This window comes from Qingshengfaniella alkalisoli (genome assembly GCF_007855645.1).
GTDB classification, from domain to species: Bacteria; Pseudomonadota; Alphaproteobacteria; order Rhodobacterales; family Rhodobacteraceae; genus Qingshengfaniella; species Qingshengfaniella alkalisoli.
Genome location: NZ_CP042261.1, coordinates 1,781,472 through 1,799,508 on the forward strand (window position 1 = coordinate 1,781,472; position 18,037 = coordinate 1,799,508).

General features: G+C 60.2%; 28 protein-coding genes. 17 read left to right on the forward strand and 11 right to left on the reverse strand.

Annotated elements, in window-relative coordinates; genetic code table 11:
- Positions 1 to 13: 13 nt before the first annotated feature.
- A complete protein-coding gene (locus FPZ52_RS08920) occupies positions 14 to 976 on the forward strand; it encodes an ABC transporter ATP-binding protein (protein ID WP_146365105.1) in 963 nt (320 codons plus the stop codon).
- A gap of 12 nt (positions 977 to 988) precedes the next feature.
- Here FPZ52_RS08920 and FPZ52_RS08925 read toward each other — a convergent pair whose 3' ends face one another.
- The 4 genes from FPZ52_RS08925 to nth form a co-directional block, all read right to left on the reverse strand.
- A complete protein-coding gene (locus FPZ52_RS08925; protein WP_146365106.1) occupies positions 989 to 1,477 on the reverse strand; it encodes a LysM peptidoglycan-binding domain-containing protein in 489 nt (162 codons plus the stop codon).
- A 103-nt stretch (positions 1,478 to 1,580) separates the two neighbouring features.
- On the reverse strand, positions 1,581 to 1,958 hold the full coding sequence (locus FPZ52_RS08930; RefSeq protein ID WP_146365107.1) for an HIT domain-containing protein: 378 nt from the start codon (positions 1,956 to 1,958) through the stop codon (positions 1,581 to 1,583).
- 65 nt (positions 1,959 to 2,023) lie between these two features.
- Positions 2,024 to 3,016: an adenosine kinase gene (locus FPZ52_RS08935; RefSeq protein ID WP_240804333.1), complete on the reverse strand. Its 993-nt coding sequence runs from the start codon at positions 3,014 to 3,016 to the stop codon at positions 2,024 to 2,026.
- Positions 3,009 to 3,629 carry an endonuclease III gene (nth, locus tag FPZ52_RS08940; protein WP_146365722.1) on the reverse strand — a complete coding sequence of 207 codons (621 nt, stop codon included), beginning with the start codon at positions 3,627 to 3,629 and terminating at the stop codon, positions 3,009 to 3,011. The genes FPZ52_RS08935 and nth overlap by 8 nt, the downstream gene beginning before the upstream one ends.
- 85 nt (positions 3,630 to 3,714) lie before the next feature.
- On the opposite strand from nth, the gene FPZ52_RS08945 reads away from it, so the two are divergent.
- The 3 genes from FPZ52_RS08945 (at position 3,715) to FPZ52_RS08955 (ending at position 6,153) form a co-directional block, all read left to right on the forward strand.
- Positions 3,715 to 4,578 carry a methylated-DNA--[protein]-cysteine S-methyltransferase gene (locus tag FPZ52_RS08945; protein ID WP_146365109.1) on the forward strand — a complete coding sequence of 288 codons (864 nt, stop codon included), beginning with the start codon at positions 3,715 to 3,717 and terminating at the stop codon, positions 4,576 to 4,578.
- A 96-nt stretch (positions 4,579 to 4,674) separates the two neighbouring features.
- Positions 4,675 to 5,325 carry a YiaD family glycine zipper/OmpA-like lipoprotein gene (locus tag FPZ52_RS08950; protein WP_146365110.1) on the forward strand — a complete coding sequence of 217 codons (651 nt, stop codon included), beginning with the start codon at positions 4,675 to 4,677 and terminating at the stop codon, positions 5,323 to 5,325.
- Positions 5,326 to 5,379: 54 nt separating this feature from the next.
- Positions 5,380 to 6,153: a FadR/GntR family transcriptional regulator gene (locus FPZ52_RS08955; RefSeq protein ID WP_146365111.1), complete on the forward strand. Its 774-nt coding sequence runs from the start codon at positions 5,380 to 5,382 to the stop codon at positions 6,151 to 6,153.
- 3 nt (positions 6,154 to 6,156) lie between these two features.
- Here the strand turns inward: FPZ52_RS08955 and FPZ52_RS08960 are convergent, their stop codons facing one another.
- From FPZ52_RS08960 to FPZ52_RS08985, 6 genes are all read right to left on the reverse strand, one after another.
- Positions 6,157 to 6,738 carry a VPLPA-CTERM sorting domain-containing protein gene (locus FPZ52_RS08960; protein ID WP_168201293.1) on the reverse strand — a complete coding sequence of 194 codons (582 nt, stop codon included), beginning with the start codon at positions 6,736 to 6,738 and terminating at the stop codon, positions 6,157 to 6,159.
- Positions 6,739 to 6,878: 140 nt separating this feature from the next.
- Positions 6,879 to 7,436 carry a F0F1 ATP synthase subunit B gene (locus FPZ52_RS08965; protein ID WP_146365113.1) on the reverse strand — a complete coding sequence of 186 codons (558 nt, stop codon included), beginning with the start codon at positions 7,434 to 7,436 and terminating at the stop codon, positions 6,879 to 6,881.
- Between the two features lie 4 nt (positions 7,437 to 7,440).
- Positions 7,441 to 8,010, reverse strand: a complete 570-nt coding sequence (locus FPZ52_RS08970; RefSeq protein ID WP_146365114.1) for a F0F1 ATP synthase subunit B' — start codon at positions 8,008 to 8,010, stop codon at positions 7,441 to 7,443.
- Positions 8,011 to 8,091: 81 nt separating this feature from the next.
- Positions 8,092 to 8,328, reverse strand: coding sequence for a F0F1 ATP synthase subunit C (locus FPZ52_RS08975; protein WP_146365115.1), 237 nt, complete (start codon positions 8,326 to 8,328; stop codon positions 8,092 to 8,094).
- A gap of 46 nt (positions 8,329 to 8,374) precedes the next feature.
- Complete coding sequence (locus tag FPZ52_RS08980) at positions 8,375 to 9,082, reverse strand: F0F1 ATP synthase subunit A (protein ID WP_146365723.1); 708 nt, start codon at positions 9,080 to 9,082, stop codon at positions 8,375 to 8,377.
- A 38-nt stretch (positions 9,083 to 9,120) separates the two neighbouring features.
- Positions 9,121 to 9,456 carry an AtpZ/AtpI family protein gene (locus FPZ52_RS08985; RefSeq protein ID WP_146365116.1) on the reverse strand — a complete coding sequence of 112 codons (336 nt, stop codon included), beginning with the start codon at positions 9,454 to 9,456 and terminating at the stop codon, positions 9,121 to 9,123.
- Positions 9,457 to 9,670: 214 nt separating this feature from the next.
- Between FPZ52_RS08985 and FPZ52_RS08990 the strand changes: the two genes are divergently transcribed.
- A complete protein-coding gene (locus FPZ52_RS08990) occupies positions 9,671 to 10,018 on the forward strand; it encodes an ArsR/SmtB family transcription factor (protein WP_146365117.1) in 348 nt (115 codons plus the stop codon).
- Here FPZ52_RS08990 and FPZ52_RS08995 read toward each other — a convergent pair.
- The gene (locus tag FPZ52_RS08995; protein WP_146365118.1) at positions 9,988 to 10,923 is read right to left on the reverse strand and encodes a LysR family transcriptional regulator; all 936 of its coding nucleotides are present in this window, start codon (positions 10,921 to 10,923) and stop codon (positions 9,988 to 9,990) included. The two genes, FPZ52_RS08990 and FPZ52_RS08995, sit on opposite strands and share 31 nt — an antisense overlap.
- A 227-nt stretch (positions 10,924 to 11,150) precedes the next feature.
- On the opposite strand from FPZ52_RS08995, the gene FPZ52_RS09000 reads away from it, so the two are divergent.
- From FPZ52_RS09000 to rpmE, 12 genes are all read left to right on the forward strand, one after another.
- On the forward strand, positions 11,151 to 11,576 hold the full coding sequence (locus FPZ52_RS09000) for a hypothetical protein (RefSeq protein ID WP_146365119.1): 426 nt from the start codon (positions 11,151 to 11,153) through the stop codon (positions 11,574 to 11,576).
- 170 nt (positions 11,577 to 11,746) lie between these two features.
- Complete coding sequence (locus FPZ52_RS09005; protein WP_146365120.1) at positions 11,747 to 12,343, forward strand: DUF3291 domain-containing protein; 597 nt, start codon at positions 11,747 to 11,749, stop codon at positions 12,341 to 12,343.
- 81 nt (positions 12,344 to 12,424) lie between these two features.
- The gene (locus FPZ52_RS09010) at positions 12,425 to 12,889 is read left to right on the forward strand and encodes a hypothetical protein (protein ID WP_146365121.1); all 465 of its coding nucleotides are present in this window, start codon (positions 12,425 to 12,427) and stop codon (positions 12,887 to 12,889) included.
- Between the two features lie 272 nt (positions 12,890 to 13,161).
- Complete coding sequence (ffh, locus tag FPZ52_RS09015) at positions 13,162 to 14,649, forward strand: signal recognition particle protein (RefSeq protein ID WP_146365122.1); 1,488 nt, start codon at positions 13,162 to 13,164, stop codon at positions 14,647 to 14,649.
- A gap of 142 nt (positions 14,650 to 14,791) precedes the next feature.
- Positions 14,792 to 15,085 (forward strand): chorismate mutase, encoded by a 294-nt coding sequence (locus tag FPZ52_RS09020; RefSeq protein ID WP_146365123.1) that lies wholly within the window; start codon positions 14,792 to 14,794, stop codon positions 15,083 to 15,085.
- A 46-nt stretch (positions 15,086 to 15,131) separates the two neighbouring features.
- Positions 15,132 to 15,521, forward strand: coding sequence for a 30S ribosomal protein S16 (gene rpsP, locus FPZ52_RS09025; protein WP_146365124.1), 390 nt, complete (start codon positions 15,132 to 15,134; stop codon positions 15,519 to 15,521).
- 105 nt (positions 15,522 to 15,626) lie between these two features.
- Positions 15,627 to 15,770: a hypothetical protein gene (locus FPZ52_RS18905; protein ID WP_168201294.1), complete on the forward strand. Its 144-nt coding sequence runs from the start codon at positions 15,627 to 15,629 to the stop codon at positions 15,768 to 15,770.
- Positions 15,770 to 16,288 (forward strand): ribosome maturation factor RimM, encoded by a 519-nt coding sequence (gene rimM, locus FPZ52_RS09030; protein WP_146365125.1) that lies wholly within the window; start codon positions 15,770 to 15,772, stop codon positions 16,286 to 16,288. Before FPZ52_RS18905 ends, rimM begins: the two co-directional genes overlap by 1 nt.
- A gap of 66 nt (positions 16,289 to 16,354) precedes the next feature.
- Positions 16,355 to 16,516 carry a DUF1328 family protein gene (locus FPZ52_RS09035; RefSeq protein ID WP_146365126.1) on the forward strand — a complete coding sequence of 54 codons (162 nt, stop codon included), beginning with the start codon at positions 16,355 to 16,357 and terminating at the stop codon, positions 16,514 to 16,516.
- Positions 16,517 to 16,529: 13 nt separating this feature from the next.
- Entirely contained in the window at positions 16,530 to 17,360 is an 831-nt protein-coding gene (trmD, locus tag FPZ52_RS09040) for a tRNA (guanosine(37)-N1)-methyltransferase TrmD (RefSeq protein WP_146365127.1), read from the forward strand.
- Positions 17,361 to 17,409: 49 nt separating this feature from the next.
- The gene (gene rplS / locus FPZ52_RS09045) at positions 17,410 to 17,802 is read left to right on the forward strand and encodes a 50S ribosomal protein L19 (RefSeq protein WP_146365128.1); all 393 of its coding nucleotides are present in this window, start codon (positions 17,410 to 17,412) and stop codon (positions 17,800 to 17,802) included.
- Positions 17,803 to 17,813: 11 nt separating this feature from the next.
- A complete protein-coding gene (gene rpmE / locus FPZ52_RS09050; RefSeq protein WP_146365129.1) occupies positions 17,814 to 18,035 on the forward strand; it encodes a 50S ribosomal protein L31 in 222 nt (73 codons plus the stop codon).
- Positions 18,036 to 18,037: the final 2 nt, after the last annotated feature.

The window sequence follows — 18,037 nt, forward strand, 5'->3', positions numbered from 1 at the left end:
ACAAGGAGCCCACATGACACGTAACGCAATCGAGATCACCGGGCTTCGTAAAACCTATGCGGCGCAAGGCAACCAACCTCCGAAAGAAGCACTGAAGGGCATCGATCTGTCGATCCCGGCAGGATCCATCTTCGGCCTTCTGGGACCGAATGGCGCAGGCAAGTCCACGCTGATCAACATCCTTGCGGGGCTGGTCCTGAAGTCCGCGGGCAACGTGAAGATCTGGGGATTCGATCAGGACGTGAACCCGCGGCAATCGCGCGCCTCTATCGGTGTGATGCCGCAGGAATTGAACATGGACCCGTTTTTCACCGCGCGCGGATCGCTCGATGTGCAGGCGGGGCTGTATGGCGTGCCGAAATCGCAGCGCAAGACCAACGAGATCCTGGAAATGATCGGCCTGACCGACAAGGCCGACGCCTATGCCCGGGCGCTGTCAGGCGGGATGCGGCGGCGGCTTCTTCTGGGCAAGGCGCTGGTGCATAGTCCGCAGGTTCTGGTGCTCGATGAACCCACCGCCGGTGTTGATATCGAGTTGCGCCAGATGCTGTGGCGGAACGTGCGCAGGCTCAATGAACAGGGGATGACCATTATCCTGACCACCCACTACCTGGAAGAGGCGCAGGAGATGTGCGACGAGATCGCCATCATCAACCATGGCGAGCTTATCGTGCGCGACACGACCGAAGCCCTGCTTGGCCGCCTTGACGCGAAAACACTGGTCATTACGCCTGAGCAAGATCTGACCGGCCCCCTGCCCGACATTCCCGATGTCGAGGTCAGCACCCGCGCCGATGGCAGCCTGGCCTTCGACTACCGCAAGTCCGACACCTCGCCCCGCCGCATTCTGGATGCTCTCTATCAGGCCGGGATCAGCATTGATGACGTCAAAACCGAAGAACCGGACCTGGAAGACGTGTTCCTGGCGCTGACACACGGGGCGCATACCGGTGGAACGGCCAAGGCAGCGGGGTAAGGTTCCAAAGCGTCAGATATCGTCGCGCGGTATTCTCAGCATCTGGCCCGGGAAGATCACGTTCGGGTCGGTCAGGATATGCTGGTTTGCCTCGAAAATCGGCTGATAATTCGTGTTGCCATATTGATGCTGTGCGATCTTGGTCAGCGTATCGCCCGATTTCACCGTGTAGGGCTGCCACCCGCCATATCCGGGCAGGATGCGCGGACCGAACAGCACAGGTATGACGACCGCTGGGCCGTTCTCGTTGCCGGTATCATCGGCCAGCGTCAGGAACAGCCGGTTCAACTTGAAGCTGTTGCTCTCGGGGATGTCGATCGCGGCCTGAAACTGCTTCAGGCCCAGTGATCCGACATTCGTGAAGCTGGAATATTCGTCGTGCCCCTCGGACACGCGAATGCTCAGCGTTCCCTCGAAGGCGGCGGCATTTCCTGCAATCAGGATGCGCGCACCGACAAGATCGAAGGGCTGGGGCTGTTGAATATCCAAGGTAACGGGCATGGCGGTATCCCCCTTAAGCGGGCGGATGCGCCCGACCGGATACCGCGATCATACACGAAGTCGATCCCGGCGCATATCTCCATGACCGGGACCGGCAAACGGATCAGACGTGTTCCAGCATCCGCCCCAGCGGTCGCCCGGCCAGAATGTGGACATGCATATGCGGGACTTCCTGCACGCCATGTTCGCCCGCGTTCGAGATAAACCGTGCCCCATCGCCACCGTTCACCGGTCCGACACCCAGATCGGCACAAATCTTTGCGACCGCGCGGGTAAAATCCAGGATCTCCACGTCCGAGGCTTCCGCCGCGAAATGGTCATATGTCACGTATGGCCCCTTGGGGATAACCAGAACATGGTGCGGTGCCTGCGGGCGGATGTCACGAAACGCCAACGTGTGCTCGGTTTCCAGCACCGTGTCATTGGGGATCTCGCCGCGCAGGATCTTGGCGAAGATGTTCTGATCGTCGTAAGCGGCCATGTCATGCCTCCGTCTGAATAGGTCGGCGCAGATGTCGCCCCCTGCACCCGGCGCTGTCAAGCAAATCAGGCCAGACCGCGCGCGCGATAGCTCGCAAGGATGTTGGTCTGCGGACGCGGGCCGACATGCGAAATCACCTCCGCCGCCGCGATCACGCCCATCTCGCCGCACACAGCCAGATCCAACCGCTGTCCGTACCCGAACAGGAAACCCGCCGCGAACTGGTCGCCAGCCCCCGTCGCATCGACGGGCACGACCCGTGTCACCGGAATCTCGACGCGCGTATCACCAGCGATCAGCCTCACCGGCTCGCCTGAATGCGTACACACCACCAGCGGGCAGGATTTGGCGGCCCGGTCCAGAGCCGCGTTCAGATCGTCGGTCTGATACAACGACATCCACTCATCGGCGTTGCCGATGACGTAATCCATCCGGTCCTCGACCAGATACTTGAACCCGTCACGATGCCGATCCACGCAGAACGGATCGGACAGCGCAATCCCGGCCTTGCCGCCCGCGTCCTGGCAGACTTTTGCGGCCCGCTCGAACGCGTCTTTGCCCTTTGGCTTGTCGTACAGATACCCCTCAAGGAACAGGATCTCCGCCTGCGCGGCCACATCCTCGGACACGTCATCGGGGCCAAGTTCCGCGGAAATGCCCAAATACGTGTTCATCGATCGCTCACCATCGGGCGAGACGAAAATCATGCTGCGCGAGGTCGGCAATTCGCCCCCCGGCACCGGCGCGTTGACGAAATCCGTGCCGTCTTCGGCCATCGCATCGGCATAGAATCGCCCCAGCGCGTCGTCATGTACCCGCCCGATGAAGGCCGTGGAAAAGCCCAACCGTCCAAGTCCCGCCAGCGTGTTCGCCACTGATCCGCCGGGCGCCTGCTTGCGGTTGTCCATCGCGCCATAAAGCACCTCTGCGCGGTCACGCTCGACCAGCTGCATGATGCCCTTCTCGATGCCCATATGCTCCAGGAAGCTGTCATCTTCCTGCGCCAGAACATCGACGATGGCGTTGCCGATGCCGACAACCTTGTATTTCTTATCCAAGGGTTTTCTCCTCATAGGCGCATAGGTCGCGGATGGGGCACACGGGGCATTTGGGCTTTCGCGCCACGCAGATGTAACGCCCGTGCAGGATCATCCAGTGATGGGCGTGTTGCTGATACTCGGCGGGGACATTGTCTTCAATGGCACGTTCCACCGCCTCCACATCCTTGCCAACGGCCAACCCCGACCGGTTCCCAAGGCGGAAGATATGGGTATCCACCGCCTGTGCCGGAAATTTCCACCACATGTTCAGCACCACGTTGGCGGTCTTGCGCCCCACACCGGGCAGCGATTGCAGCGCCGCACGGGACGAGGGCACCTCGCCGCCATACTCATCGACCAGTATGCGGCTCAGCTTGATGACGTTCTTGGCCTTGTTGCGAAAAAGCCCTATGGTCTTGATATGCTCGATCAGGCCCTCTTCACCCAGATCCAGCATCTTCTGGGGTGTGTCGGCGATCTTGAACAGATCCTTCGTCGCGCGGTTCACCCCAGCATCTGTCGCCTGCGCCGACAGCGCCACCGCGACAACCAGCGTATAGGCATTGGTGTGGTGCAACTCGCCTTCGGGGTTGGGGTTGGTTTCCTCAAGTCGCCGGAACGCCTCACGCATCCGATGATAGCCCGCCTGCGGCAAAGGTTTCGCTTTCGCAAGTTTCGGGTCGCCGCCGATCGTTTTCGTCCCTATCTTCCTTGCCATGACACAACCTGCTTCCCATACCCAATTCGACGCGCTTACCGGCGCTTACCACTATCAGACAATCGCCCGCGCGATAAAGCTGATAGACGAGGCAGGCGCAACGCCGCTGTCTTTAGACGCGCTGGCGGCACAGCTTCACATGTCGCCCGCGCATTTCCAGCGTGTGTTTTCCGGGTGGGTGGGCGTGTCGCCCAAACGCTACCAGCAATATCTGACGCTCGATCACGCCAAATCGCTGCTGGCAAAAAACACACCCACACTGACAACGGCGCATGAACTCGGCCTTTCGGGATCGGGTCGCCTGCACGATCTGTTCATCCGCTGGGAAGCGATGAGCCCCGGCGATTACGCCAAACGCGGTCACGGGCTGGAGATCCGCTACGGCTATGCCGACAGCCCCTTCGGCCCCGTCCTCGCCATGGCCACGGACAAAGGGTTGTGCGGTCTGGCCTTCACCGACCTGACCGGACGGGACGACGCCTTCGCCGACATGTCCGCACGCTGGCCCGCCGCCGATTACCTAGAGGCCCCCGACGCGGTCGAACCCCTGATCCGAGCGGCCTTCAGCGGGGGCCGCACGGATCTGCACCTGATCGGGGCACCCTTCCAGATCAAGGTGTGGGAAGCGCTTCTGCACATCCCCGAAGGCCGCATCACGACATACTCCGACATCGCCCAAGCCATCGGCAATCCCAAGGCCGTCCGCGCCGTGGGCACCGCTGTTGGCCGCAACCCGATAAGCTGGCTGATCCCCTGCCATCGTGCGTTGCGGAAATCCGGCGGGCTTGGCGGATACCACTGGGGCCTGCCCGTCAAGCGCGCCATGCTGGCATGGGAGGCCGCCCGGAACGAAGTTGCCTGACCGACCTGCGAAATTTCGCCGATGACTGAAACTTGATTGTCACTTTCGCGTTCTATGCCAGATAGTGCGACGATAAAAAATCGAACGAGGCGATCAATGCAGCTTGTAAAAGTTTCCACCCTCTCCGTTGTGTCCGCGGCGCTTCTGGCGGCATGTCAGCCCGGCGGCGTATCCTCCCCCGACAACCGCAACACCACCTCCGGCGCCCTGATGGGCGCGGCTGTTGGCGCAGCGATCTCCGGCGCGTCCGGCGGCGGTGGCAAGGAAAACACCGCAGCCGCAGCAGCGGGCGCCGCGTTGGGCGGCCTGATCGGTGCGCAACTTGATCGCCAGGCAGCTGAACTGCGCCGCGATCTGGGCGACGGCATCACCGTGACCAACCAGGGCAACCAGCTTCTCGTGAACTTTCCGCAGGACATCCTGTTCGCGACCGACAGCGCATCGGTTCGTGCCGATCAGCGCAATGAACTGGTTTCGCTCGCGCAGAACCTGAACCAGTATCCGAACACGGATGTCACCATCGTCGGTCACACCGACAGCACAGGCACCGCGTCCTATAACTATGATCTGTCGAACCGTCGCGCGGGATCGGTCGCTTCGATTCTCGTGAACTCCGGTGTTTCCAACAGCCGTGTCACCGCGACCGGCCGCGGCGAAGACGCCCCCGTTGCCACCAACGACACCTCTGCCGGTCGTGCGCAGAACCGCCGGGTCGAGGTTGTGATCCGCCCGACCTCCGGCGCCTAACTTGCCTGCCCGCCTGATTGGTCATAATATTTGACCAGTCAGGCGGAGCAGAACATGACCTTCCAGAAAATCACCCCCGAAAAGCTGTCGCAAGCCGTCACGCGCCAGATCGAGGATCTGATTCTGCGCGGCATCCTGCGCCCCGGCGAACGCCTGCCATCTGAACGTGAACTGGCCGAGCGGATGGGGGTTTCCCGCCCAAGCCTGCGAGACGCCATCGCCGATCTGCAAACCCGTGGCCTGCTGACCAGCAGGGCCGGGTCGGGCATCTACGTGGCCGATGTACTGGGGTCCGCCTTTTCGCCCGCGCTGGTGCAACTCATCGGCAGCCATGACGCCGCCGTATTCGACTACATCGCTTTTCGCCGCGACATGGAAGGCCTCGCCATCGAGCGCGCGGCTCGTTTGGGGTCCGACACCGATCTGGCTGTCGTCAACACCATCTTCACGCGCATGGAAGACGGCACCAGGCGCGGCCCCGAAGATGATGCCCGCCTCGACGCCGAATTTCACATGTCCATCGTCGAAGCCAGCCATAACATCATCATGCTGCACATGATGCGCTCGATGTTCGACCTGCTGCGCGAAGGGGTACTCTACAACCGGCAGACCATGTTCCGCCAGCGGACAACCCGCGACGACCTGCTCGCGCAACACCGCAAGATCAACACGTCCCTACAGCGCCGTGACGCGGAACAGGCTCGCGCGGCGATCGAAAAACATCTGGACTATGTAGAACGATCCCTGCTGGAACAACGTCGCGCCGAGGACAACGAACGCACCGCAAAGGCGCGTCTCGATCATGAGCGCGACAGCAGATCCCTCTGACGTTCAGGTGGTTTTGCGACGGCGCCGTACCATACCCAGAGCACCCAGGCCGGTTAGCAAGACAATGCCCGCAGCAGGAACCGGCACCGGTGTGGTGGTCCCGACGTCATCCCGGAGACCCAGATCATCAATGCGAACATTACCGCCTGCAAAGGTGGCAATCGTGATCGACAGCACATTGGCAAAGCTGCTTCCGAACGCCACTTGATAATCGGTGTTTTTCACATACCCGTTCAGCGGCCCGAAATCGAACTTGTTCGTGATGTTATTCGTATCGAAAACTGTCAGCAGATTCCCGGTGCCATTGCCCTGAAATCTGAACGCCAGCGATTCCAGCGAAAACGTGCCGCCGTCAATACGCTCCAGTGTCGTGGATTGCGGATTGGAATAATGCAGGCAGGGTCCAACACCGCCAGGGCAATTCCCGTTCGTGCCCTTGGCATTGGAAAACACGAAATCGCCCGTCTCGTAGACACCTGTCCCGGACAGGTCATCAAAACCGATAACAGCAGCCGAAGCAGTGGAGGCACCGATAAGACACAGGCCACCGAGTACAAAACCAGTAATACGCTTAAGAACGGCCATGAAACACCTAATCAACCGATACACTTGGCGATCTGATACGTTCCAGACGGCCAACATGTCAATAGCTGCCTTGACCAAAAGGAAAGGCCCGCCGTTCGACACGACGGGCCTTGCAATAAGATCTGCAACAGCAGCTTGGCTTAGTGCAACTTTTCACCGATTTTCTGGATCGAGTCGTCGATCAACGCATTTGCGTCGGTCTTGCTCATACCCGTCCCAATCGCGTCACCGGCGGCGGCAACGGCAATCGCAACCGCGCGGTCACGTACACTCTTGACCGCGGCAGCCTCGGCCGAGGCAATCTGATCGTCAGCAGCGGCCAGACGACGCTGTATCGACACTTCCAGATCCTTCTTAGCCTGCTCGGCCGCCGCGACGGCCTCCTTGCGGGCGGTGTCGACGATCCGGTCGGCCTGACCCTGCACTTCCTTGTGCTTGCGCTCGTACGACGCCAGCAGGCTTTGCGCTTCTTCGCGCAGCGCGCGGGCTTCGTCCAGCTCGCTGCGGATCGTCGCAGAACGTTCGTCCAGCTTCGATGCAATCAGCGATGGCACCTTGAAATAGACAAGGATGCCGACAAACACCAGAAATGCCAGCAAAACGACGAAGTCAGTGTTGCCCAGCGAAAAGAACGGACCGCTTGCGGCCAGCGCCGGTGTCGCGAACCCTGCTGCGAAGATAAGGCTGAGAATTCTCATGGTCTTATCCTTTCAACCGTGCATCGACAGCACCTTCGACAGCCGCCGCATCCGCCTTGCCACCCAAAGCGGCCACGACTGCTACAGCAACGTCCTTGGCGACAGCCTCGACGCTTTCTTCGGCGCTCGCACGGATTTCACCGATCCGCTTTTCCGATTCAGCCGAACGTGCGGCGATCTCGGCATCGGCCCTGGCGATTGCCTCGTCCAGATCGGCCTTGATCTCGTCACGGGTTTCGCCCGCGATCCGCTGTGCTTCCGCACGCGCGTCGGCCAGCGCCTTTTCATAGGCGGCTTCGGCATCCTGCGCTTTTTGCTTCAGCTCTTCGGCTGCGGCGATGTCGTTGGTGATGCTTCCCTGACGTTCGGCCAGAACCGTGGCAATCCGGGGCAGCGCCACGCGCGACAGAATGAAATAGATCGCGGCAAGCGCGACAATCAACCAGAAGATCTGGTTGGGAAAATGCGAGAAGTCCAGCTGCGGAAGACCCGTGGCCTCGCCAGCATGCCCGCCCTCGACGCCCGTGGCGTCGGCCAAGCCCTGCGCCGCAGCGCTGTGGGATGTATCGGCCATGAAATCCTCCTGGAACCTGAAAACCTACCCGGGCAGACCCGCTTGCGCGGATCGCCCGGTCGTAAGGATGTCCCGGTCGGATTATACGGCGAACATCAGCAGCAGAGCGACGAGGAACGAGAAGATCCCCAGTGCTTCTGCAAACGCCATGCCGATGAAGAGCGTCGCGGTCTGCGAAGCGGCAGCGGACGGGTTGCGCAGTGCGCCGGACAGGAAGTTGCCTGCAACATTGCCCACACCGATAGCTGCACCGCCCATACCGATAGCGGTAAGACCAACACCGATGTGTTTGCCGAGTTCTGCGATATCGCCTTCCATTGTCGTATCTCCTTACGTTGGAATTTGGCTAGAAAGAGTGTCTGACTTAGTGGTTCGGATGCAGCGCATCTTTAAGATAAACACAGGTCAGAATGGTGAACACATAGGCCTGGATGAAGGCCACCAGCAGTTCCAGCCCGTAGATCGCTGTGATGGCAAGGATCGATACGGGCGAGACAACCGCGATTGCTGCGAATGCTGCGAAAACTTTGACCACCGCGTGACCGGCCATCATGTTACCGGCAAGACGAATGGAATGGCTGACAGGACGCACGAAGTAGGAAATCAGTTCGATTATCGCCAGGACAGGCCGGATCGCCAGCGGCGCGGACGTCACCCAGAACAGGCCCAGGAATTTCGTACCGTGCAGAACAAAGCCCAGGATCGTTACGCCGAAGAACACTGCGAGCGCCAGAACACCCGTGACCGCGATATGCGAGGTCGGCGTAAACGCCATCGGGATCAGGCCCAGCATGTTCGAGAACACGATGAACATGAACAACGTCATGATGTAGGGGAAGTATTTCACCGCATCCTTGCCGGCGATGTCTTCAACCATCTTGTAGACGAAGCCGTAAGCCAGTTCTGCGACGGATTGCGCACGTCCGGGAATTGTGGCGCGGCCACGGGTGCCGACAACCAGCATCAGGGCTACACCCAGAACGCCCAGCGCCATCCAAAGCGTCGCGTTGGTGGGCGTGTACCAATGCACCTCGGCCCCGCCGAAAAGCGGCTTGACCACGAACTGATCCATCGGGTGAAAAGCAAGACCGCCTTCTTCCGTCGCCACGTCTATTCCCTCTCGTCCTCGCTCGGGGGCTCGCCCCCGGGTCGCTTCACCTCGACTTCCTTGGCCGTGCCAATCATCGTTTTGACACCGGCCGCGAAGCCCAAAAATATGAACAGCACCAGGAAGACGGGCGATGTGCCGAACAGATAGTCCAGCCCGTATCCGATGCCGAAGCCGATCCCCAGACCGGCCACCAATTCGATGACCATCCGCCAGGCAATCTGCGCCTGAGAATAGCCTTCCTCTTGATGAAGCTTGCCGCCGCCTTGCGCCTTGCGATGCTTCGCCAGCTTCTGTTCAAGCTGTTTGAGCCGATCGTCGTCGCGTTGTTGTGCCATCAAGCCCCCTCTGGAGGTTCGCGGCGGACATTATGCACAGGGATGATCCGAGTCAACGCGCTTCGAACGATTCCGGAAGCCGACAAGCGCCTGATAAATATATGTTTTCCAAATTTCCAAACGGCAAACGCTGCGGCGCGGCGCCACACGCAGCGAAAATCCATATTCAACCTTTCGGTTGACGATGGTCGTTCCGCATGCGTATCGCCGATGGATGAGCAACAATCTCGACCATGTATTCGCGGCCCTCGCCGACCCCACCCGGCGCGCCATCCTCGCGATGTTGCTCGAAGACGATATGGCCGTGACGGATGTGGCGGAACCGTTCGAGATGTCTTTGGCCGCCATTTCCAAGCACCTCGCCATTCTCACACGCGCGGGCCTGATCAGCCAAGAAAAGCGCGGACGCGTCAAATGGTGCAAGCTGGAACCGGAGGCCCTGCGTGACGCCTCTGTCTGGATGCAGGGGTTCGGCCAGTTCGAGCCGGTAAATTTCGACGCGTTCGAGCGGTTCCTGCAAACCGAGGGACTTCACCCCTCCGACGATGAATGTATGCCCTGACGGGTCTCGTCCTCCTGCCGAAGCTGTGTCCAGCGCCGCGCTTCTGTCTTCAAATGGTTCAGTGCCGCCTGAACCTTCGCCGTCCGATGCAGATCCACATGTGTCACCAGCCACATCTGAACCTGCCACTCCTCGCGCGGCAGGCAAATCTGTTCAAGCTCCGGATGTTGACGTCCTTCCCACATGGAACAGAAGCCGATGCCCACACCGCCCAACATTGCGTATTTCATCGCACGCATGTCACTGGTACGGAACACCAGCGTCGCTTCCGGCACGGCTTCGTCGATCCACCGGAAAAACGGCGCGCGCCGAATATTGTCTTCCGGCCCGATGAATCTGTGGCCGTTCAGATCACCGGTCAGATCGGGCATGCCATTTTTGTCCAGATACTCATGCGACGCAAACAGCGTGAAGCGTTCTGTAAAAAACTTCTGCACCACATTGTCCGGCTCTGACGGCGCGGATCCGGCCCGAATAGCAACATGCGCCTCGCCATACTCCAGCCGGAACACGCGATCATCGGTAAGATAACGGATCGTCAGATCGGGATTATCGAGCTGCAACCGCGCCAGCACCGGCGCCAGCATCGGCGCGAACCCCGCCAGCGTCGTGATGACCAACTCGCCTTCGACATGCTCGCCGCGCCCCTTCAGGCGGCCGGCCAGTTGCGAGAACTGCTCATCGGTCGTCTGCGCCACCTGCAACAGATCCCGCCCCGCTTCCGTTGGCGTATATCCCCGCGCATGCCGCTGGAACAGCTTGGTTCCAAGCTGTCCTTCCAACGCGTCGATGTGTCGGATCACCGTCGCGTGATGTACGCCCAACACGTCAGCCGCGCCCGACACCGTTCCCAGCCGTGCGACCTGATAGGCGGTTCTGATCTCGTCCCAGCTTCCTTGTGACATTTTTTTGATGTGCGCCAATGAACAATTACCCCTGCGTTTGGGCATATTTTGTTCAGCCGAGCAAGTATTATTTCAGCATCACCGAAGCAGCAAAGCGTTGCCAATCCTTTTTGAACCGAACCGTTCAGTTTGGGGTTGAATGTCTGCTACTACGGAATAAATATGAACTGAACCGTTTGGTTCTGATTTGCCGGTCTCCCTCCGGCACATAAATGGAAGGACACGACATGCTTAAGAAAGTCGTAATCGCCGCTCTCGCCACCACGATCGCCCTGCCGGCCGTCGCGCAAGCTGTTTCCCAAGGGGACCAAATGCTGTCCCGCATCGAAGGCGTCCAGCCCGGCTCGCTCTCGACTGCCGAACTGGTCGAACTCAGCGCCGCTCGGGGCCCCGACGGAGACCTGTTCACCGCAGAACAACTGGTCAAAACTGCGGATAACGGCACCGCGACGCGCGCGGCTTATGGCGCTTCGGAACAAGTATCCGCCGGTCGCGCACAATTGGCCGCGCAGCTTGGTGTGAACCCTGCCGACTTCTCCCTGTCGCAACTGGTTCGGCTCAATGACGCGGTCAAGGAAAACGACGCGACCACCGTTCGCGCAATCTTCCAGGACGCTGGCGTAAACGCTCCGGCAACGACGATCCTGCGCTGATCACGGTATAAAATACCCTGGCAAGTTGCTCCCAAAGGCGCGTCTTCGGACGCGCCTTTTATTGCAGGGGGGGCTGATCAGCGCAAATCGTGGTGACCCGTTTCACCCTTGGCGATGGGCCAAGGGGCCTGCTATGTCTCGACCATGTTCAGACATTCGTGAGATGCGATATGCCGCTGGCCCTGTACACATTTGGTATGTTCGCGAAGCCTGCGGAAGATCCGGTGAATGCCGGCTTTTACGACCTCAACGATCCGATTTTCGAACTGGTCGACAAGGCCGAAGGGCTGATTGCCCGATCTGGCTATGCGTCGGACCCCGGGCCGAAACCCTGGGGACCAGAGGTATATCCAAGATTCTACCAAGAAAAAGGCGACGGGTGGTCGCCTGCAACGCTTTCGCTTTGGACTGACATGGAGGCACTGTTCTCCTTCACCTATTTCGGACTTCATGCAGTCGCGCTCAAGCGCGGGCGGGAATGGTTTCAAAAACCATCATGGCCGCCGCTCGCAATGTGGTGGCACTTGGACCAAGACTATCCGACCTGGGCCGAAGGGGTCAGGCGGCACGAACATCTGCATGATCATGGCGCGACCCCCACGGCGTTCGATTTCAAAGAGCCCTTCGACGAAACCGGCGCGCCGACCAAGCTGGACAAGGCGCGCCTCGAAAGGCTCCGCGCATCCCAGGCTCAGCGTCGATTGCAAGGCTCCAACCGCACAGACCACGAAGCTGGAAACGCCCTCTTTTCTCTCACGCATGCGTGATTGCGGCATCAGGAACATCCGCTCCGCCCCCTTGTTGTCTCCCCGAAGCCCGCATGGGCTGACACAGAAAAGGAGATCGACATGCTACGTAAGATCGTACTCGCTACCGCCATCACCGCTACGGCCCTTCCCACCATGGTTGCGGCACAGGAAATGTCTGGCAAAGCCCAGATTGCTGAAATTCTTGGCGTTGACGGTGCGAACTTCACGCTCAGCGAGTTGGTCGAACTGGACCAGGCGGTGAGCATGAACGACTCGGAAACGGTCACGCGCATTCTGGAAGAAAACAATTCCGACCTGGCTGCGGAACAGGTGATACAAGGTGTCACCCCGGAAAGCCGCCAACAGATCGCAGTCGTCTACGGTCAGGACTATAATGTCGGCAAAGCGCAACTCGCTCAGGAAGCGGGTGTTGAACCGCAGAACTTCACTCTGGCCCAACTCGTCGAGTTGAACAGTGCCATTGACGATAACGACGAAGATGCCGTTCAGAAAGTTCTGGATGAAGCAGGTGTCGAACAGGAAGCCGTCACACTCCTGCAATAGGCTTGACGCTTGGTAGGTAAATCCTGTCTGGGGGTGCCCTTTGCGGCGCCCTCTTTCATGTAGATACCAATTGGGCTTGACTCTGTCGCCCTTTTCACCCATCTGAACGCCAAATCCCCGGAAGTTCCACGCTTCCGGTCCCGTCTTATTTGCGGGATCGCCATCCACCAGCGCGTTGCGCCCGTGGATGCGGCACCGCTATGGCGCTTGGCGTCGATGTCATCGGCCCCTACCTAGGGGACAACAGTAACCGCCTTAGGAGGCACAGATATATGTTCGAAAATCTGTCCGAACGCCTCGGCGGCGTCTTTGACCGCCTGACCAAGCAAGGCGCGCTGTCGGAAGATGACGTCAAAACCGCGATGCGCGAGGTCCGCGTGGCACTGCTGGAGGCCGACGTTTCCCTGCCTGTCGCCCGCGACTTCATCAAGGCCATCGAGAAAAAGGCCACCGGACAGGCCGTCACCAAATCCGTCACGCCGGGCCAGCAGGTCGTCAAGATCGTCCATGACGAACTGGTTCATGTACTGGCAGGCGACGATGAAGATCCCGGCGAGCTGAAAATCGACAACCCGCCCGCGCCGATCCTGATGGTCGGTCTGCAGGGTTCGGGCAAGACGACGACCACCGCCAAGCTCGCCAAGCGCCTGTCGGACCGCGAAGGCAAGCGCGTGCTGATGGCATCGCTGGACACCAACCGCCCGGCGGCGATGGAACAGCTTGCGATCCTCGGCACACAGATCGGCGTCGACACCCTGCCGATCATCAAGGGCCAAAGCGCCGTGGACATCGCCAAGCGTGCCAAGCAGCAGGCGACGATGGGCGGCTATGACGTCTATATGCTCGACACCGCTGGCCGCCTCCACATCGACGAAGTGCTGATGAACGAAGTCCAGGCCGTCCGCGACGTGGCCAACCCGCGTGAAACCATGCTCGTGGTCGATGGCCTGACAGGTCAGGACGCGGTGAACGTCGCCAAGGAATTCGACGAAAAGGTCGGTGTTTCGGGCGTCGTTCTGACCCGTATGGATGGTGACGGTCGTGGCGGCGCCGCCCTGTCGATGCGCGCGATCACCGGCAAGCCCATCAAGTTCGTGGGCCTTGGCGAAAAGATGGACGCGCTGGAAGAATTCCACCCGTCCCGGATCGCGGGCCGCATCCTTGGCATGGGCGACATCGTCAGCCTTGTCGAGAAAGCCCAGCAAACGCTGGAGGCCGAACAGGCCGAGCGCATGATGAAGCGCTTCCAGAAAGGTCAGTTCAACATGAACGACCTGCGCGGCCAGCTGGAACAGATGCTCAAGATGGGCGGCATGGAAGGCGTCATGGGGATGATGCCGGGCATGGGCAAGATGTCCAAGCAACTGGAACAGTCCGGCATGGACGACACCGTCCTGCGCCGCCAGATCGCGTTGATCCAGTCCATGACCAAGAAAGAGCGTGCCAACCCGCAAGTGCTTCAGGCTAGCCGCAAGAAGCGCATCGCCGCAGGTGCGGGCATGGAAGTGTCAGAGTTGAACAAGCTTCTCAAGATGCACCGCCAGATGGCAGACGTCATGAAGAAGATGGGCAAGATGGGCAAAGGCGGCATGATGAAGAAGATGGCTGGGCTGATGGGCAAAGACGGCCCCAGCCAGGCCGACATCGCCGCGGCTCAGAAACAGATGGGGTCGATGGGCGGCATGCCCGGCGGCTTCCCCGGCATGGGTGGCGGCGCGGCACTGCCTCCGGGCCTGAGCGGATTCGGTAAGAAGAAATGATGCAGATCATCGGTGATCTCTTCGAATACTGCATGGTCAGCCGTCATTCGCTGCCCATCTATCTGCGTGCGTCGGTGCATGATCGGTGTACGCCCGGTGTACAGTCTGTGCACAACCGGAATACCCGAAACCGGAGGCCGTCATGGACGTAGTTTCCCGCGCCGCAGAGCTTCTGAAGACCCATCGCGAAAGCATCGACCGGCTCGATGCGATCCTCGTTTTCACGCTGGCCGAACGGTTCAAGCACACGCAGGCCGTAGGTCGTTTGAAGGCCGAACACGACCTTCCACCTTCCGATCCAGCCCGTGAAGCCCAACAGATCGAACGGCTCGAAGATCTCGCCCAGAAGGCTGATCTAGATCCCGAATTCGCAAAGAAGTTTCTCAGCTTCGTCATCGACGAAGTGATCCGACACCACAACAAACATCAGAAATGAAAGGGCTTTTTGCCCGATCGCACAGCCAGTTACAGGAGAAATCACAATGGCTATGAAACTTCGTCTCGCCCGCGGCGGCTCCAAGAAGCGCCCCTTCTACCGCATCGTTGCCGCTGACAGCCGCATGCCCCGCGACGGTCGCTACATCGAACGTCTGGGCACCTACAACCCGCTTCTGCCCAAAGACAGCGAAGACCGCGTCAAGATGGACATCGACCGCGTGAAGCATTGGCTGGACCAGGGCGCACAGCCGTCCGACCGCATCAGCCGCATGCTGGAAGCCGCTGGCGTCATTGACAAAAAAGAACGCAGCAACCCGAAGAGAGCCGTACCGGGCAAGAAGGCCCAGGAACGTGCTGAAGAGAAAGCAGAAAAAGCCCGCGCCGCTGAAGAAGCTGCAAACGCTCCGGCTGAAGAAGCCGCTGCTGAGGAATAAGCACGCCGTGCTTGACGGACGCGCCCTGCCCCGGAACTCCGCCGCGCCCCGCGGGGACGTGGTTCTGGCACGGGTCGGGGCGTGTCCTGCCAAAGGCATGGCCGCATGATCCGCTTGGTGATCTGGGCCATGCTTTTCTGTGGCGGTCTTTGGGCCGGCGCGGAATATGAACGCATCAAGCAAGTGGACCGATGCCTCGATTATGGCGGGTCCTATGACGCACGTGGCTTCTGCTCGGGGGCGAACTGATGGGCGACAAGGTATGTGTCGGCGCAATCGCGGGGGCTTATGGCGTTCGCGGCGAAGTGCGCCTCAAAAGCTTTACAGCCGACCCTGAAGCAATCGGGGATTACGGCCCGCTCACCACGGAAGACGGTGCCCACAGCTACAGCATCAAGGTCACAGGCCAGATCAAGAACGGTCTCGCAGCCAGACTCGGAGGCATTTCCAACAAGGAGCAGGCTGACAAACTGCGCGGCACCAAGCTGTTCGCCCCGCGCGACCGCCTGCCCGCCCTGCCCGATGACGAATTCTACCATGCCGACCTGATCGGGCTGGACGTCTTCGATACCGGCGGCACCTTACTGGGCAAGGTCCGCGCGATCCACGACCATGGCGCAGGCGACCTTCTGGAAATCTTCGGCAAGGGCTGGAAGGACACGGTTCTGCTGCCCTTCACACGAGAAGCGGTTCCCACCGTTGACCTGACCGCCGGACGCATCATTGCCGATCCCCCGGACGGGTTGATCCCCGAGCCCAAGCAATGAACACGGAACGAAGCACGGGCGGCGGCGTTTCCTTTTCGATCTTGTTGAAGGATGAAAGGGACAACCATGCTGGAACTCATTCTCATACTTCTCGTCATTGCCGCCGTGGCCTCTCTGCTGGGGTTCGGACGGCTGTCCGGCGTCGCGATGACAGGGGCCAAGTTTCTGATCGGGCTGGTGCTGGTGCTGTTCCTTCTCGTACTGCTCGGTGTGATTGTCCTCGCCTGACAACAGGTGCCGCATGAGCGACGCCGCCAAATCGCACGGGCGGAAAACCATTCGCCCGACGCTTCAGCCGCGCGAGCTGATGACGGACCGCCCCGACATCGCGGGCGCTTGGAAAGCCAGGATCATCACACTGTTCCCTGAGGTCTTCCCGGGCGTCCTTGGCGCGTCGCTGACCGGCAAGGCGCTGGATGAAGGGCTGTGGAATCTCGAAACCATCGACCTGCGCCCCTTCGGCGAAGGCAAGCATCGCAACGTCGACGACACGCCCGTCGGCGGCGGTGCAGGCATGGTCCTGCGCCCTGATGTGCTGGCGAAGGCGCTGATGCAAGCCGCACGCGGCACCCCGCAAAGCCGTGCGGTGTGGCCCGTGGTCTACCTGTCGCCACGCGGCAAACCCTTCAACCAGGCCATGGCGCGCCGGTTTTCGCGCGCGCAGGGCATGACGCTGCTCTGTGGCCGGTTCGAGGGTGTCGACGAACGAGTGATCGAAACCTTCGGCATCGAAGAAGTGTCGTTGGGTGATTTCGTCTTGACAGGCGGCGAGATCGCCGCTCAGGCCTTGATTGACGCGACAGTTCGGCTTATACCCCGCGTGCTTGGGAATCAGGCCTCGATCGAGGAAGAATCTTTCTCGACGGGATTGCTTGAACATCCCCAATACACGAAACCTGTCGACTGGGACGGCCGCAAGGTTCCTGACATTCTCCTGTCAGGCCACCACGCGAAAATCGCCGACTGGCGCCAGGAACAGGCCGAAAGGCTGACCAAGGAACGTCGCCCTGACCTCTGGCGGGCTTACTGTGAAACACACGGTAGGGACCCGGACGGAGACCAAGAGCTCTGAGGGTGCATCACGTCGTGGACAAACCACGCCAGAAGCAAGGATCAAAGCGATGGACCTAATCGCAAAACTGGAAGCTGAGCAAATCGCTGAGCTTGGGAAAACCATTCCCGATTTCAAAGCCGGTGACACCATCCGTGTCGGCTACAAAGTGACCGAAGGCACGCGCACCCGTGTGCAGGCCTATGAAGGCGTCTGCATCAGCCGCAAGAACGGCGAAGGCATAGCCGGATCGTTCACGGTTCGCAAAATCTCCTTCGGTGAGGGCGTGGAACGTGTATTCCCCCTCTACTCGACGAATATCGACAGCATCGAAGTCGTGCGCCGCGGCCGCGTGCGCCGTGCGAAGCTGTACTACCTGCGTTCGCGTCGCGGCAAATCCGCTCGTATCGCGGAACAGACCAACTACAAGCCCAAGGCCGATGCGGCCGCAGCCAAGGCCTGAGGAACGACGAGATGAAAAAAGATACCCATCCCGAATACCACATCATCGACGTCAAACTGACAGATGGCACCGTCATCCAGATGAAATCGACCTATGGCTCGGAAGGCGACCAACTATCGCTGGACATCGACCCCAGCTCGCACCCGGCATGGACCGGCGGTAACGCTCGTCTGATGGACACCGGTGGTCGCGTATCCAAGTTCAAGAACAAATACGCCGGTCTGGGCTTCTAAGC